We start from the raw sequence: 14,458 nt of genomic DNA, 5'->3' as shown, positions 1-14,458 counted from the left end.
GGCCGTCTTGTCCCAAGCGGACGACGGCCATTCGATGTCACTTGCAACGGCAGATCTGCCAACACAATGAGGAGGATGTCATGAAGAAGATCGTTGCCGCGCTCGCGGCTCTCGCCGTCAGCGCGACGGTGCTTATCGCGCCCGCGCAGGCGCAGGACAAGAAATACACCATCGCGCTCGTTCCGGGCCTGACCACCGACGGTTTCTACATCACCATGCGCAAGGGCGCCCAGGCCGCGGCCGACGCGCTTGGCGTGAACCTGGTCTTCCAGGGCGCTCCTGAGTTCAATCCGGTCACCCAGGTGCCGGTGCTCGACGCGGTCATCGCCAAGAAGCCGGACGCGATCCTGATCGCGCCTACCGACAAGGTCCAGCTGGTCGAGCCACTGCGCAAGGCCAATGACGCAGGCATTCCGGTCATCACCGTGGATACGTTCATCGGCACCGGCGCCTATCAGACCGGCGCGGGTGACGCCGATTTCCCGCTGGCCTACATCGCCTCGGACAATGTGCTGGGCGGCGAGATCGCGGCGCGGGCGCTTGCCAAGGCCGTCGGCGACAAGGGCAAGGTCTATGTCTCCAACGTCAAGCCCGGCATCTCGACCACCGACCAGCGCGAGGAAGGCTTCAAGAAGGAGATGGCCAACCATCCCGGCATCACCGTTCTCGAGACCCAGTTCAATGACGACGACGCCAACAAGGCGGCCTCGCAGCTGCAGGCGGTGTTCGCGCGCAACCCCGACCTCGTCGGCGTGTTCGGCGCCAATCTGTTCTCGGCGCTGGGCGCCGCCAATGGCGTCAAGCAGGCAGGGCAGACGGGCACCGTCAAAGTGGTTGCCTTCGATGCTCCGACCAGCATCGTCGACAACATCAACACCGGCCTTGTGGATGTGGCGATCGCCCAGCATCCCGCAGAGATCGGCTATTTCGGCGTCGTCTCGGCCTATGCCCACCTGACCGGCCAATCCATCCCGGTCACGATCGGCACCGGCTTCACGATCATGGACAAGTCCAACATCGCCGATCCGAACATCTCGAAGTATCTCTATTCCGAGTAAGTCCGGACCAGCTTGGCTCTTCCCGGTGCGCCGGGAGGAGCCTGTGCCGGTCCCGCCAGGGCGGGACCTGTTTGAAGGCAGCCGCGCCGCGGAGTACTCATGACCTCGACATCACCAGCACAGCCAGCCGAGAAGCATGTCGCCCCCCAGGCTGACCACGGCGATCCCGCCAGGAGCTGGATCGCACGCATCGCCGAGGGGCGCGCCTGGCTGTTTCTCGCCGGCCTGATCATCTGTTTCGAGATCTGGTCGCGGAGCGCCTTCGGTGCCACTTTCGTGCTCAATCCGTTCAATCTGCAATCCATCGCGATTTTCGCCGTGGCGCCGCTGCTTTTGGCGACCGGGCAGACCTTTGTCATCATATCAGGCGGCATCGACCTTTCGCTGGGCTTCATCATGGGCCTTGCCGCGGTCATCGCCGCGCATGCCACCAACATGGCGGGCGCCGCCATTCCGTTGCCGTTGGCCATGCTGGCCGGCATCCTTGCCGCGGTGATCGTGGCCGGCGTGCCCGGCGTCATCAACGGCTTGCTGATCTCGCGGCTCAGGGTTCCGCCCTTCATCGGCACGCTCGGCATGTTCGGCGTCGCCCGCGGTGTCGCCTTCCTGCTTGCCGGCGGCACGACGGTGCCGGTACAGAATTCCTGGTTCGCACTGCTCGGCAACGGCAAGTTCCATGGCGTGCCCTATCTGGTGATGATCGCCGCTGTCTTCGTCGTCGTGATGCACTATCTGCTCAGCCAGACCCGGTTCGGCCAGCACAATTACGCTATCGGCGCCAATGTGCAGGCCGCGCGCCGCGCCGGCATCGACATCAGGGGCCATATCCTGCGGCTTTATGTGCTGTCGGCAATGTGCGCCGGCCTTGGCGGCGCGCTCTATGCCGCGCGCTTCACGGCGGGAGCAGCGCAGGCCGGCGAACCGCTGCTGCTCGACAGCGTCGCGGCGGTGGTGATCGGCGGCGCCAGCCTGTTCGGCGGCTCCGGCACCATCTTCGGCACCGTCGCCGGCGCGCTGGTGATCGCGGTCATCCAATACGGGCTGGTCTTCGTCAATGTGGAGCCGTTCTGGCAGTTCATCGCCGTCGGCGTCGTCATCATCATTTCCGTTCTCATCGACCAGGCGCAGCGCCGGTTCAGTGGAGCCCGTCAGGATGAATAGCACCGAGCCCCTCCTCGAAGTCCGGAACCTTTCCAAGCACTTCGGTGCGGTACGGGCGCTCAACGATTTCTCCATGGCCGTGCGGCCGGGCGAAGTGGTGGCGCTTGCCGGCGACAATGGCGCCGGCAAGACGACCCTGATCAAGGCAATATCGGGCGTGTTCCAGCCGACGGGCGGAGAAATCCTGCTCAGAGGTCAGCCGGTGGCTTTCGCCACGCCGCAGGAGGCGCGCGAAAAGGGCATCGAGACGATCTACCAGGATCTCGCGCTGGCCGACAATCTGTCGATCGGTGCCAACATCTTCCTCGGCCGCGAACCGATGCGCAAGGCGTTCGGCTTCCTGCCGGTGCTCGACCGCAAGGCCATGGCCGAGGCCGCCAGGGAGACGATGAAGCGGCTGGACTTCCACGTCAGCCGATTGAACGCGCCGGTCAGCAATTTCTCCGGCGGCCAGCGGCAGGCCGTGGCCATCGGCCGCGCCGTCTACTGGGACGCGCAGATCCTGATCATGGATGAACCGACGGCCGCGCTCGGCGTGCCGGAGCAGCGCAAGGTGATTTCGCTCATCCATCAGCTCAAGGCGCAAGGGCGCGGCGTGATCTTCATCTCGCATAATCTGCAGGACATCTTCGCCGTTTCCGATCGCATCGTCGTGCTGCGGCGTGGGATCCAGGCCGGCGAGCGCAAGATTTCCGAGACCAACCATGACGAGGTCGTCAGGCTGATGGTCGGCGGCTAAGGCCGTCGATTGCTAGCCGGCATCGCGGTTGGTCAGCGCGATGTGGCAGCAGCCGCTGCCGTGGCCGGGCGTCCAGGTGACATTGTCGAAACGCACGCCGGTCGCCTCGAACAGGCCACGGTCGAAGGCGCCGGCGATGCGGCAGAGCGTCGCGAGTTTTTCCTCCCCGACGCCGGCCTCGACCCAGGCATCCTTGAGAGGGCAGCGTTTCACCTTGAAGGCGATGCGGTCGGGCCCTCGTTCGACATCGGTCGGATACATCCGGCCGTCATCCGGGCTGACCGACAGGAAAGCTTCGCCGATTGAGCGCGCGTCGTTGGGACCGAATGCGGCGAAGGCGGCTGCGGCCACTTCCTTGCCGCGCTGCTCGATGGTCCGGGTCATTATCGCCTCGGCTCTTTCGGCGCCCAGCTCTCCGGTCAACTCATCCAGGAACAGGCGATAAAGGTCGGCCCGGTTGCGGAATGCGGAATCGAGTTCGCGCGACAGTTTCTCGGCTCTGGCTTCGGGGTCGATCATGATGCTTCCTGCGTGGTTCTTCTGAGCTTTGGTGCGGCGGCCACAAGCGCCTTGCCGATAGCCGATCGCGGCGCGTCGATGACGGCACGGGCATCGCCGCTCTCGGCAATCCGCCCGCCATCGAGAAGGATGACGCGGTGGGCTACGGCCCTGACCACGCCGAGATCATGCGAAATGAAGAGATAAGCGATCCGTTCCTGGCGTTGCAGGTCGAGCAAAAGATCGAGGATCTGTCCGCGCACCGAAACATCGAGCGCCGAAACCGCTTCGTCGAGCACGATCAGCGAGGGTTTCGTGGCTATGGCGCGGGCAATCGCCACCCGCTGTCGCTGGCCGCCGGAGATTTCGTGGATGGCGCGAGAGGCAAGCTCCGCCGCAAGCCCGACGCGCTCCAGCAGGGCGGCGATACGGCGCGGGCGTTCGGAACGGGAGGCGAGCCCGTGGATGCGCAAAGGATCGTCAAGCACGCGCGCCACCGTGGCGCGCGGATTGAAGGCGGCAAGCGGATCTTGGAACACCATCTGCAGGCGAGCGCGACGCTCACGCAAGCCGGCGCCGCCCAGAGCCAGGAAATCATGGCCTTCAAACTCGATCCGGCCGGCATCCGGCTCGATCAGCCGCAGCACCAGCCGGGCGATCGTCGACTTGCCGCTGCCGGAGGGTCCGGCCAGCGCCAGCGTCTCGCCGGGCCCGATTTCGAAAGAAACGTCGTCGGCCACGGTAACTGTCTTGCCGCCACGGCGGTAATGCCTGGTAAGGTTGGAAACCGCCAGCACGGGGGCGCTCATGCCATCACACCGTGGTGCAGCGGTTCGGCGTCGAGGCCGATATGGGCCTCGAGCAGCGCGCGCGTGTAGGCTTCAGTTGGCGCACTGACGATCTGTTGCGTGGCGCCAAGTTCGATCAATTCGCCATGCCGGAACACGGCAATGCGGTCCGCCAGCTCGGCGGCCAGCGCAATGTCGTGACTGATGAACAGCAGCGTCATGCCGTCTTCTTCCACCAGCCGCCGGATCAGTGCGACGATCTCGGCCTGCACGATGGTGTCGAGCGCGCTGGTCGCCTCGTCGGCGATCAAAAGTCTTGGGCCGGCTGCGATCGCGGCTGCAATCGCCACACGCTGCTTCTGGCCGCCGGACAGCTGATGCGGATAGGCGCGCAGGGCGGAGTCCGGGTCGGGCAGACGGACGCGTTCGAGCAGATCCTTCGCCTTGGCGTATGCCTGAGACCATGTGAGACCGAGATGGGTGCGGGAGACTTCGGCGATCTGTTTGCCGACAGTCATGACAGGATCGAGGCTGGCGGACGGGTCTTGAAAGATGAAGCCGATATCGCGCCCGAGGAGGGGTGTGGGGCTTGGTTTGGAAGTGGTCTTTTGGACGCTGCGTTCTATGAGGCCCCCTCTGTCCTGCCTGACATCTCCCCCTCAAGGGGGAAGATTGCACCTTCATCTCGGCCTTCGCCAATCCCCAATGGTGCAGGGGAGCCATCGGCGAAGCTGCCAATCTCCCCCTTGAGGGGGAGATGTCCGGCAGGACAGGGGGGTGCCTTGGCACCCAATCTCGACGGTCGCAAAACCCAATCGATACGTCCGTCAATCCTGGCGCTCGCCGGCAACAAGCCTGCAATCGCCAGCGCCAATGTGCTCTTGCCCGAGCCGCTTTCGCCGAGGATGGCCAGCCGCTCGCCAGCCATGATGTCGAGGCTGATGTCCCTCAGCGCCACCACCTCGCCGTCGTCACGGCGGTAGGTCACCGCGAGGTTGCGGATCGAAGCCAGCGCGGTCACGACAGGCCTCTTCGGACCGCCGTGGTTTCAACGATGCCTTCGCCGGCGAGATAGACGCCGAGCACCGTCAGAACCAGTGCTATGCCGGGCGCGATCGACAGGAAGGGCGCGGTGTGCAGCACGGCGCGGCCCTCCGCTATCATGCCGCCCCAGGTGACCCGATTGGGGTCGCCAAGGCCGAGGAAGGACAAAGCCGCCTCGGTGAGGATCGCCGCTGCCACGATCACCGAGGACAGCGCCAGCACCGGCGGCAAGGCATTGGGCAGCACCTCGCGAAAGGCGATTTCCAGCGGATGCATGCCGATGACGCGCGCGCCGGCGACGTAATCGCGCTCGCGGATCGACAGCACTTCCGCGCGGGCCACGCGCGCGGGCCCGGTCCAGGTGCCGAGCGCTATTGCCGCCACGACGACGCCGAGCGAAGGGCCGACCACGCTGACGAAGGCCAGAGCGAGCAAAAAGCCCGGCACGGTCTGGAAGGCGTCGGTGACGCGCATCAGCACCTCGTCGGTGAGGCCGCCGGCAAACCCGGCCAGCGTGCCCACCATGGAGCCGATGGCCAGTGCGACGGCCGCTGCCGCAAGGCCGACGGCAAGCGACGTGCGAGCACCATGGAAAAGCTCGGCCAGCACGTCACGGCCGAGGCGGTCCGTGCCGAGCGGCAGCGACCAGTCCTGGAAGGGCGGCAGCAGCGCCGGGCCGGCGATGGCTTGCGGGTCGCCCGGAAACAGCAGCGGCGCCGACAGAGCCAAGGCGCACAACGCCGCCAGGAGGATGGCGCCGGCGACCGCCTCCGGCGTGCGCAGAAAGCGGCGGAGCGTGCTCATGTGCCGGCCTCGCTGGCGCCGACGCGCGGATCGAGAAAGGCATAGGCGACATCGACGAGAAGATTGATGACGATGACCAGGACGGCGCTGACGAGAATGATGCCGAGCAGCAAGGGCGTGTCGCGCGCGGCCACCGCTTCCTGCGCCAGCCGACCGAGGCCGGGCACGGCAAAGACGCTCTCGATGACGACGCTGCCGCCCAGCATCTGCGCCGACTGCAGGCCGAGCATCGTGACCAATGGCAGCAGCGCATTGCGGGCGACATGGGCAAGCACGATGCGGGGGCGCGACAAGCCCCTGGCGCGGGCGGCCAGCACAAAATCCTGCCGCCAGACCTCGGCCATGCCGGCGCGCATCATCCGCAAATAGAGCGCCAGGTAGATGAAGCCGAGGGCGCAGACCGGCAGGACGAGATGGATGGCGATGTCGGCTGCGCGGTCGAGACCGGCCTTGCCGGAGGCGATGGTCTCGATGCCGCCGATTGGCAGCCAGCGCAGGTCGACCGCGAAGACGACGATCAGCACCAGGCCGAGCCAGAAACCCGGCACCGCGTAGAGCGCCAGCGAACCGATGGAGAGAAAACGGTCGCGAAAACTGCCCGGCCTGGCGCCGGCATAGATGCCCAGCGCCGAGCCGAGGCCGAAGGAAAGCGCGGTGGCGCTGCCCATCAACAGCAGCGTGGTCGGCAGGCGCTCGAGGATCACGTCGCGGATCGGCCGCGAAAAGGTGACGGACTGGCCGAGATCGAGATGCAGCAGCGCCCAAAGATAGTTGGCGAGCCGCGTCAGCTCCGACTGGTCGAGGCCCCAGCGATGGCGCAACAGCTCGATCATGCCGGCATCGCCGCCGGTCGAGACGATATAGGCATCGACCGCGTCGCCCGGGGCGGCTTCGAGCAGCAGGAACGTGCCGATGACGACGATCAAAAGCACGAAGATGCTGCCGACGAGGCGACGGCGGAGGAGCGCGAGGGCGCGGTTCATGGCGGCGGCGAAGAGGTGGTGAGACGACTGAACAAAATGTCGCGCTTGAGCGCCGCCCTCTGTCCGGCAGGACAGAGGGGGGCCTCGTAGAACTCAACGCCTACGATGATTTCGCGAACGTTCATCCGCGAAATACTGTCACGATTCCAGATAGGTGTCCGCCCAGTTCGACACCGCCCAGCGCGGGTTGTTGGCGATGTTGCCGACAGTGTCGCGGGCGACGCTGATGAAGCTCCATTCGGCGACGTTGATCAGCGGCAGGTCGGCGGCCACCTCTTTCTGGAACTCCTTGTAGAGGTCGGTGCGGGCCGATGTGTCGAGCGTCTCGGAGGCCTTGGCGATGAGGGCATCGAGCGCATCGTTCTTGTAGCCGCCCTGATTGGAGAACGGCACGCCGTCCGGAATGCCGCTCTGCACCAGGATGGTGGTGGAGATCGCCGGGTCGCCGCGGAACACCGGCGGGCCGACGGCGAGGTCGAAAGCGTGGTCGGTGTAGACGGCCTTGATGTGCGCGGCGGAATCGTTGTTGACGAGCTGGGCATCGATGCCGATGGCGGCGAGTGCCTGGCGCAGATAGTCGCCGAACTGCTTGGTCTCGTTGAAATAGGGCGCCGGCAACAGCTTCAGCGAAAAGCGCCTGCCGTCGGGGCCCTTCTTGTACCCTGCCTCTTCGAGCAGCGCATTGGCCTTGGCGACGTCGAAGGCATAGGTCGGGACGTCGGCGGTATAGAACTGCGGGTCGTTTTTCGGCACCGGGCCGGTGGCGGTGGCGGCATAGCCGAGGAACACCGTCTTGACGACGAAATCCTTGTCGATGGCATGCGCGATCGCCTGGCGCACCTTCAGGTCGGCGAGCTCCTTGCGACGATGATTGATCTCGACGACGAGCTGGTAGGTCAGTCCCTCATAGCCCTTGGTGATCACCTTCAGGCCCGGCACTTTCGAGATGCGGTCAAGATCGGCCAGCGGCACGGCGGAGAAGGCGGCGAGCTGGATCTCTCCTGCTTCCAGCGCGCTCGCCGCCGAAGTGCGGTCGGGCAGCACCTGGTAGATGATCTCATCGAGATAGGGCTCGCCCTTGCCCCAATAATCCGTGTTCTTCGTCAGCCGGTAGTATTGGCCGGCCTTGTATTCGGCGAACTTGAACGGGCCGGTGCCGATGGGCGCGTTGTTGGCCGGGTTGTCCTCGATCTTGCCAACTTCGTAAACGTGCTTCGGCACCACGCTGCTCAGCGCCGGCAGAGCGTTGCGGATCAGCTGGAAGGGCGTGGGCTTGGCGAATTTGAACACGGCGGTCAATTCATCAGGGGTATCTACCGCGGCCAGATCCTTGAACACGGTGCGGCCGAGATTCTGCAGCGGCTTCCAGATCTGCAGCGCCGAGAAGGCGACGTCGGCCGAGGTAAACGGCTTGCCGTCATGCCATTTGACCCCTTCGCGCAGTTTGAAGGTCGCCGACAGCCCGTCGGCGGCGCCTTCCCAACTGACCGCCAGGCGTGGTGCAAGCCCGTCCTTGCCATCGAAGGAGGCTTCGGCCAGCGTTTCGACGATCTTGCTGGAGATGAAGAAGACGCCGTTGGAGGCGACGATGGCCGGGTTGAGGTTGCGCGGCTCGGAATCGGCGGCGAGCACCAGGCGGCCACCCTTCTTCGGCGTCTGCGCCCAGCTCAAGGCCGGCATCGCGGTGGAGGCCAGAAGCATGGCAGAGCCCGCAAGCACCGTGCGGCGTGAAATCCTGAACTCCGACATCATCCTATTCCCCCTCTATCTCATATCTTGCACGGAGGCCTTTCGGGCGTTTCCATGCACGTTTGATTATGGGCCTTGCCGTGGCTTTCGCCAGAGACGGAATTGGCGCATCGTGGCGTGGCTTTGAAATTTTTGTTCGCTGGACCAGTTACGGGAGAGTGGTCGATAAACCTGACCTGGTAAGACCAGGTCAGGTGATGCGCCTCACATTATCGGCACCGGCGACGGCCATCCGGCTGGGCGAGCCTGTTTCTGGCTGGACCAGATGGGCGAAAATGGTGCAGATTTGACCCGAAGTCGGAAGACCTATCGGGATCGGGCATCCGGCGGTCCAGCCGATCCGCGCGGACATTCAGGGAGAGAGACAATGAACATAGCTCCGGGGAAGAGTGCCGTCGGCGACATCCCATTCGACCACGCCAGGGTCGATGGCCTGATGGAAGAGGCTGATATCGACGTCCTGCTCGCGACCTCCAAGCACAACACCCAATATCTGCTCGGCGGCTACAAGTTCATCTTCTTCGCCGCCATGGATGCGATCGGCCACAGCCGGTACCTGCCGATCGTGATCTACGAAAAAGGCGGACCGGACCACGCCGCCTATATCGGCAACCGCATGGAGGGTGGCGAACACCAGAACCACCCGTTCTGGACGCCGACGCTGCATGCCGCCTGCTGGGGCACCCTCGATGCCGCCAATCTCGCCGTCGAGCATGTGCGCAAGATCGGCAAGGGCGACGCTCGCATCGGAATCGAGCCGGGTTTCCTGCCGTCGGACGCCTATGCCCTGATCCGCAAAGCGCTCCCCGACGCCAAGCTGGTCGATGCCACCGACATGCTGGAGCGCATGCGCGCCATCAAGACCGAGGCCGAGCTGGAGAAACTGCGGATCGCCTCCGAACTGATCACCGATTCCATGCTGGCCACCATCCAATGGGCGCGCGAAGGCACGACCAAGAGCGAGATGATCGAACAGCTTCGCCGCGAGGAGACCAATCGCGGCGCGCATTTCGAATATTGCCTGCTGACGCTGGGCTCCAGCCACAACCGCGCGGCGTCGCCGCAGGCGTGGAAAAAGGGTGAAGTGCTGTCGATCGATTCCGGCGGCAATTATCATGGCTATATCGGCGACCTCTGCCGCATGGGGGTTCTCGGAAACCCGGATGCCGAGTTGGAGGACCTGCTGGCCGAAGTCGAGGCGGTGCAGCAGGCAGCGTTCTCGAAGGTGAAGGCGGGCACGCTCGGCGGCGACATGATTTCCCATGCCGAAGGCGCGCTGAAAAAATCCAGGGTCGCGCCCTATACGGATTTCTTCGCTCACGGCATGGGCTTGATCACGCATGAGGCGCCGTTCCTGATGACCAACCATCCGGTGACCTATGAAGGCACCTATGCGGGCAAGCCGCTGGAGAGAAACATGGTGCTGTCGGTGGAGACGACCATGCTTCACCCGACGCGCGGCTTCATCAAGCTGGAGGATACGGTGGCGGTTACCGATACCGGCTATGTGATGTTCGGGGATCGAGGTCGGGCATGGAACCGGGGTGGCATGTAACCTGCCATATTACAAATGAGCGTGCCGGTCTCGATTGTCTCTAAAGCGCGTCGCGTCGAAACGAATTCATGCGCGGCGCTTTGTCGTTGCCGCTAAACAGAAGTCACTTTTGCGCGACATGCATTAAACCATTCCTGTGCAGACGACTTCCAATCTTCCGTCGATCGTCTGGGTGCAGCATATGGTAAGCCCCTCGGATGCGGAGACCACAGCGCAATCGGATGCAAACGTTGACGCCCACGGACTGCCGGACTTGGCGTTGCGATGGAACCAGGAGAGTTGGCTCTGAAGCCCGGCCATGATCATAAGCAGGGCATTGATGTCACGTTGATCCGGCGAGGGCGGTGTAAAAGCAATCTTGACCAGCGGATGCTTGTGGTCTTTGCAGTTGACCGTCCGTACCTGCTCGACCGTCTGGATCAAGCTCAGCGGCACGGGTATCCAGGATTCGCAGGACAAATCGGTCGAAAAGAGAAGCGTTGACGGGTCGGCGTCGTTGGCCTTGACAATACCGCCAACCGTCATGGCCGGGTTGCCGTCCGGCAGGCTGCCCGTTGCGAGCTTTTCCACGAATTCCTGGGGACTGAAACGCGTCATCGCTTCTCTCTCAAGGAGGCATGCTGGACGATAGCATATCGGAAGGGCGCCTCAAAGTCGCGAGCGAGGGGAGTTCCCGGCCGGCAGCAACCTGAAATCCGGCAGTTCGCGCAATCCCAGTTCGGGCCCTGCCGGCGAATAGACGACGAACAGCTGCATCGGCCCGTCGCCGGTGTTGAGCGTCGAGTGGAAGCGGCTCTCCGGCACGTAAATGGTGCAGCCGGGGCCGACCTTCTCGACCACCGGATTGCCTTGCTCGTCCTCGACCATCTGCTCGCCATGGCCCGAAATGACAAAGATGATTTCCTCCGCGCCCGGATGGTTATGACGGGTATGGCCCTTGCCGGAGGGCAGGTCGACGACGCCGCCGGAAAAGCGGGTCGCGCCGTTCACTTCCGGAGCGACCGTCAGGGACAACTTTCCCCAGTCGAATCCGAAGGCGCTGACATCCTTCGGGTAGACGAACACCTTGCTCTTGTCGGTCATTCTCATGATCCCTTCGTTTTCTTCGTGGTCGTCTTCAGGCCGCCAAGCGTGACGGCCTTGAAATCGGCGGTCTGCCGGGCGATCGCCGCTTCCGCCGGCAGCCGCTCCATCGAGCTCGCGCCATAAAAGCCGTGCAGGCCCTTGCAGCGTTCGAGGATGTAGCGGGCGTCGTCCGGCATTGAGATCGGCCCGCCATGGCAAAGCAGGATGACATCCTTGCGCACCGAACGGGCCGCTTCGGCGATCGCGTCGATGGCGACCACGCAATCGTCGAGCGACTTGGCAGAGGTGGCGCCGATCGAGCCCCCTGTCGTCACCCCCATATGAGCCACGACGATATCGGCGCCGGCCCTGGTCATGGCGCGCGCCTCCTCCGGGTTGAAGACATAGGGCGTGGTCAGAAGGTCGAGCTTGCGGGCTTCGGCGATCGTGTCGACCTCGAGCCCAAAACCCATGCCGGTCTCCTCGAAGCTCTGTCGCATGCTGCCGTCGAACAGGCCGATGGTGGGGAAATTCTGCACCCCGGAAAAACCCATCGTCTTCAGTTCGGAGAGTAGCAGCGGCATGATGACGAACGGATCGGTGCCGTTGACGCCGGCCAGCACCGGCGTCTTCCTGACCACCGGCAGCACCTCGTAGGCCATCTCCTTGACGATCTCATTGGCATTGCCATAGGCGAGCAGGCCCGCGGCCGAACCGCGACCGGCCATGCGGTAGCGGCCGGAATTGTAGATGATGATGAGGTCGATGCCGCCGGCCTCCTCGGCCTTGGCCGACAGGCCGGTGCCGGCGCCGCCGCCGACGATCGGCACACCCTTGTCGATCATTCCCCTGAATTTCTTCAGTATGTCCTTGCGCGGTATTGCCGGCATGTCTTGGATCTCACTGTCTGGCGATTTCGAGGAAAGCCGCGACCGCGGCCGTGGCGAATCGGGGATCATTGATGTGCAGCGGCAGACGCGTCAGCCGGCGCGTAGCGTTCGGCTTGATCGCGCGCTCGATGGCTTCGAACAGGGCGGCATCGGCTTGCGGGTCGAAGAAGGCGCCGCCTTCGATGTCGAGCGCGGAGACGCCTTTCTCCGGGATAAGGAAATGCACGGGCCCCTCGCAGCGGGCGAGCCTTGTGCCGATCCACTCGCCGATCTTGCGGCATTCCTGCGCTGTCGTGCGCATCAGCGTGACGTTCGGGTTGTGCTCGTAGAACAGCCGCCCGCGATAATGGTCCGGAATGGTCGCAGGCGCCCAGAAATTGACCATGTCGAGCGCGCCGACCGAGCCGACATAAGGCAGGCCGGTGCGGGCAACGGCACCGAAACGATCCTCCGTCGCCGGCAGCACGCCGCCGAACAGGAGATCGCAGACCTCAGTGGTGGTGATGTCGATGACGCCGGACAGCAGGCCGCTGTCGGCCAGTTTCTCCATGCTGCGGCCGCCGGTGCCGGTGGCGTGAAAGACCATGCAGTCATAGGTCGAACGGAGCTGATCCGCGATTGCCGTCACGCACGGCGTGGTGACGCCGAACATGGTGAGGCCGATCGACGGCTTGCCCTCGGGCGGCGGCGGCGGTCCGGCGGCCATGCCCGATATCGCCTGGGCCGCATTGTGCAGAACGACACGCGAGAGGTGGTTCAGCCCGGCCATGTCGGTCACAGATGGCATCATGATGATGTCCGAGATGTCGACATAGGGCGCGGTGTCGCCGGAAGCGAGCGTCGAGACCATGATCTTGGGCAGGCCGAGCGGCAGCGCGCGCATGCCTGCGGTGATGATCGACGTGCCGCCGCCGCCGCCGATGCCGATCATGGCGGCAATGTCGTTTCGCGATTGGGCAAAGCGAGCGAAGGCGATGCCCATGGCGGCGACGGCGATGCCGCGGTCATCGCCGGCGAGCACCGCGTCTCGCCCGCCGGGATGGTGGCCTGCCACATCCCCAGCGGCAATGTCGACCGGCACGCTCGCGGCGCGCGTTCCGACGTCGACCCGGCAGACAGCGGCACCCGTGGCGGCGATCGCGTCGGCCAGGAAGGCGAGTTCCTCGCCCTTGGTGTCCGCGGTGCCCACCACATAAATGCGCTTCATCGGTGCCTCCCTCTGCCGGTCCAAGTCACCCAAGGCTCAGTGCTCTACAGAGCGTCAACCTAGCCATTCCGAAAATGAGGAGGTCATTGCAATTTTTTGAGACGCGCGTATCATATTGATATGGATGTCTCACGTCAACACGCCGCAGCAAGCGACGACACCGCCGGGGGACCCGAACGCGGACCGCGCGCGCGCACGAAACGGCTGATGCTGGAGACGGCGACGAGGCTGATGCAGGCAGGCGCAACACCTTCGGTCAGCGAGGTTGCCGAGGCGGCGCAGGTGTCCCGCGCCACCGCCTACCGGTATTTTCCGAGCCAGGCGGCACTGGTGCAGGCAGTGGTTAACGAGGGGCTCGGGCCGATCCTCACCTGGAAATCCACCTCTGCCGATGCCGAGCGCCGCGTTGCCGAGCTCTTCGACACGGCCATGCCGCGCATCGAGGCTTTCGAGGCGACATTCAAGGCGGCATTGAAACTGTCGCTCGATCAGTGGGCGCGGCGCCAGGCCGGTACTTTGGGAAGCGAACCGGCCTTCAAGCGGGGCCACCGCGTCGAATTGCTTCAGGACGCGCTCGCTCCGCTCAAGGGCCGGCTGCCGCCGCGCGACCTCAAGCGGCTGGCGCAGGCGCTGTCGCTGATCTTCGGCGTCGAGGTGCTTATCGTGCTGAAGGACATCTGGGGACTGGACGGTCGCCGGACGATGTCCGTTGCCCAGTGGGCGGCGGTCGCCCTGGTGCGCGCGGCGATCGCGGAATCAGTGTCCGAAGCACAGGCAAGCCAACCAACAAGGGTCACGAAATAGCAGGTATCTGGTTCTACCAGATTTGCATACTGGTTGCCGATATTAACCGCAATGCTGAAGCATGAACAAGGCCGATGTCTATCAATGAGTAGGAAAATTTAGGAAAAACAGGC

At 64.3% G+C, this 14,458-nt stretch carries 14 protein-coding genes and 2 pseudogenes; 5 read left to right on the top strand and 11 right to left on the bottom strand.

Annotated elements, in window-relative coordinates:
- The first annotated feature begins 80 nt into the window (after positions 1 to 80).
- The 3 genes from ACIU1A_RS23985 to ACIU1A_RS23975 all read left to right on the top strand — a co-directional run bounded on the left by ACIU1A_RS23985 (position 81) and on the right by ACIU1A_RS23975 (position 2,958).
- Positions 81 to 1,058, top strand: a complete 978-nt coding sequence (locus ACIU1A_RS23985) for an ABC transporter substrate-binding protein (RefSeq protein ID WP_140500438.1) — start codon at positions 81 to 83, stop codon at positions 1,056 to 1,058.
- Between the two features lie 99 nt (positions 1,059 to 1,157).
- Positions 1,158 to 2,219 (top strand): ABC transporter permease subunit, encoded by a 1,062-nt coding sequence (locus ACIU1A_RS23980; protein WP_140500436.1) that lies wholly within the window; start codon positions 1,158 to 1,160, stop codon positions 2,217 to 2,219.
- Positions 2,212 to 2,958: an ATP-binding cassette domain-containing protein gene (locus tag ACIU1A_RS23975; RefSeq protein WP_140500435.1), complete on the top strand. Its 747-nt coding sequence runs from the start codon at positions 2,212 to 2,214 to the stop codon at positions 2,956 to 2,958. The genes ACIU1A_RS23980 and ACIU1A_RS23975 overlap by 8 nt, the downstream gene beginning before the upstream one ends.
- A gap of 12 nt (positions 2,959 to 2,970) precedes the next feature.
- Here the strand turns inward: ACIU1A_RS23975 and ACIU1A_RS23970 are convergent, their stop codons facing one another.
- The 7 genes and pseudogenes from ACIU1A_RS23970 to ACIU1A_RS23940 all read right to left on the bottom strand — a co-directional run bounded on the left by ACIU1A_RS23970 (position 2,971) and on the right by ACIU1A_RS23940 (position 8,824).
- Positions 2,971 to 3,477 (bottom strand): L-2-amino-thiazoline-4-carboxylic acid hydrolase, encoded by a 507-nt coding sequence (locus ACIU1A_RS23970; protein WP_140500433.1) that lies wholly within the window; start codon positions 3,475 to 3,477, stop codon positions 2,971 to 2,973.
- Positions 3,474 to 4,265 carry an ATP-binding cassette domain-containing protein gene (locus tag ACIU1A_RS23965; RefSeq protein ID WP_404925440.1) on the bottom strand — a complete coding sequence of 264 codons (792 nt, stop codon included), beginning with the start codon at positions 4,263 to 4,265 and terminating at the stop codon, positions 3,474 to 3,476. The genes ACIU1A_RS23970 and ACIU1A_RS23965 overlap by 4 nt, the downstream gene beginning before the upstream one ends.
- Positions 4,262 to 4,825 (bottom strand): annotated as a pseudogene (locus ACIU1A_RS23960) (ATP-binding cassette domain-containing protein); the annotation flags it as partial. The pseudogene ACIU1A_RS23960 and the gene ACIU1A_RS23965, both read right to left, overlap by 4 nt.
- Positions 4,826 to 5,055: 230 nt before the next feature.
- A pseudogene (locus ACIU1A_RS23955) lies at positions 5,056 to 5,265 on the bottom strand (ATP-binding cassette domain-containing protein); the annotation flags it as partial.
- Positions 5,262 to 6,092, bottom strand: coding sequence for an ABC transporter permease (locus tag ACIU1A_RS23950; RefSeq protein WP_404925439.1), 831 nt, complete (start codon positions 6,090 to 6,092; stop codon positions 5,262 to 5,264). The pseudogene ACIU1A_RS23955 and the gene ACIU1A_RS23950, both read right to left, overlap by 4 nt.
- A complete protein-coding gene (locus tag ACIU1A_RS23945) occupies positions 6,089 to 7,075 on the bottom strand; it encodes an ABC transporter permease (protein WP_404925438.1) in 987 nt (328 codons plus the stop codon). Before ACIU1A_RS23945 ends, ACIU1A_RS23950 begins: the two co-directional genes overlap by 4 nt.
- Before the next feature lie 138 nt (positions 7,076 to 7,213).
- A complete protein-coding gene (locus tag ACIU1A_RS23940; protein ID WP_404928009.1) occupies positions 7,214 to 8,824 on the bottom strand; it encodes an ABC transporter substrate-binding protein in 1,611 nt (536 codons plus the stop codon).
- A 367-nt stretch (positions 8,825 to 9,191) separates the two neighbouring features.
- Between ACIU1A_RS23940 and ACIU1A_RS23935 the strand changes: the two genes are divergently transcribed.
- Positions 9,192 to 10,379, top strand: a complete 1,188-nt coding sequence (locus ACIU1A_RS23935; protein WP_404925437.1) for a M24 family metallopeptidase — start codon at positions 9,192 to 9,194, stop codon at positions 10,377 to 10,379.
- A gap of 123 nt (positions 10,380 to 10,502) precedes the next feature.
- Here ACIU1A_RS23935 and ACIU1A_RS23930 read toward each other — a convergent pair whose 3' ends face one another.
- The 4 genes from ACIU1A_RS23930 to ACIU1A_RS23915 are packed head-to-tail and all read right to left on the bottom strand — an operon-like array spanning position 10,503 to position 13,541.
- Entirely contained in the window at positions 10,503 to 10,976 is a 474-nt protein-coding gene (locus tag ACIU1A_RS23930) for a hypothetical protein (RefSeq protein WP_140500419.1), read from the bottom strand.
- A 51-nt stretch (positions 10,977 to 11,027) separates the two neighbouring features.
- Positions 11,028 to 11,462, bottom strand: a complete 435-nt coding sequence (locus ACIU1A_RS23925) for a cupin domain-containing protein (RefSeq protein ID WP_140500417.1) — start codon at positions 11,460 to 11,462, stop codon at positions 11,028 to 11,030.
- A 2-nt stretch (positions 11,463 to 11,464) separates the two neighbouring features.
- Positions 11,465 to 12,334: a phosphoenolpyruvate hydrolase family protein gene (locus ACIU1A_RS23920; protein WP_404925436.1), complete on the bottom strand. Its 870-nt coding sequence runs from the start codon at positions 12,332 to 12,334 to the stop codon at positions 11,465 to 11,467.
- 10 nt (positions 12,335 to 12,344) lie between these two features.
- A complete protein-coding gene (locus ACIU1A_RS23915) occupies positions 12,345 to 13,541 on the bottom strand; it encodes a Tm-1-like ATP-binding domain-containing protein (protein ID WP_404925435.1) in 1,197 nt (398 codons plus the stop codon).
- A 120-nt stretch (positions 13,542 to 13,661) separates the two neighbouring features.
- Between ACIU1A_RS23915 and ACIU1A_RS23910 the strand changes: the two genes are divergently transcribed.
- Positions 13,662 to 14,345, top strand: a complete 684-nt coding sequence (locus ACIU1A_RS23910) for a TetR/AcrR family transcriptional regulator (RefSeq protein WP_140896811.1) — start codon at positions 13,662 to 13,664, stop codon at positions 14,343 to 14,345.
- Positions 14,346 to 14,458 lie beyond the last annotated feature (113 nt).

Source organism: Mesorhizobium maamorense (assembly GCF_044998965.1).
GTDB lineage: Bacteria > Pseudomonadota > Alphaproteobacteria > Rhizobiales > Rhizobiaceae > Mesorhizobium.
This window is presented reverse-complemented; position numbering and strand designations above follow the sequence as displayed.

Bases quoted from the DNA above. Each gene is read 5' to 3' on its own strand.
- ACIU1A_RS23970 (WP_140500433.1), bottom strand. From the start codon at position 3,477: ATGATCGACCCCGAAGCCAGAGCCGAGAAACTGTCGCGCGAACTCGAT.
- ACIU1A_RS23945 (WP_404925438.1), bottom strand. From the start codon at position 7,075: ATGAACCGCGCCCTCGCGCTCCTCCGCCGTCGCCTCGTCGGCAGCATC.
- ACIU1A_RS23975 (WP_140500435.1), top strand. From the start codon at position 2,212: ATGAATAGCACCGAGCCCCTCCTCGAAGTCCGGAACCTTTCCAAGCAC.
- ACIU1A_RS23965 (WP_404925440.1), bottom strand. From the start codon at position 4,265: ATGAGCGCCCCCGTGCTGGCGGTTTCCAACCTTACCAGGCATTACCGC.
- ACIU1A_RS23910 (WP_140896811.1), top strand. From the start codon at position 13,662: ATGGATGTCTCACGTCAACACGCCGCAGCAAGCGACGACACCGCCGGG.
- ACIU1A_RS23935 (WP_404925437.1), top strand. From the start codon at position 9,192: ATGAACATAGCTCCGGGGAAGAGTGCCGTCGGCGACATCCCATTCGAC.
- ACIU1A_RS23915 (WP_404925435.1), bottom strand. From the start codon at position 13,541: ATGAAGCGCATTTATGTGGTGGGCACCGCGGACACCAAGGGCGAGGAA.
- ACIU1A_RS23920 (WP_404925436.1), bottom strand. From the start codon at position 12,334: ATGCCGGCAATACCGCGCAAGGACATACTGAAGAAATTCAGGGGAATG.
- ACIU1A_RS23925 (WP_140500417.1), bottom strand. From the start codon at position 11,462: ATGACCGACAAGAGCAAGGTGTTCGTCTACCCGAAGGATGTCAGCGCC.
- ACIU1A_RS23950 (WP_404925439.1), bottom strand. From the start codon at position 6,092: ATGAGCACGCTCCGCCGCTTTCTGCGCACGCCGGAGGCGGTCGCCGGC.
- ACIU1A_RS23940 (WP_404928009.1), bottom strand. From the start codon at position 8,824: ATGTCGGAGTTCAGGATTTCACGCCGCACGGTGCTTGCGGGCTCTGCC.
- ACIU1A_RS23985 (WP_140500438.1), top strand. From the start codon at position 81: ATGAAGAAGATCGTTGCCGCGCTCGCGGCTCTCGCCGTCAGCGCGACG.
- ACIU1A_RS23980 (WP_140500436.1), top strand. From the start codon at position 1,158: ATGACCTCGACATCACCAGCACAGCCAGCCGAGAAGCATGTCGCCCCC.
- ACIU1A_RS23930 (WP_140500419.1), bottom strand. From the start codon at position 10,976: ATGACGCGTTTCAGTCCCCAGGAATTCGTGGAAAAGCTCGCAACGGGC.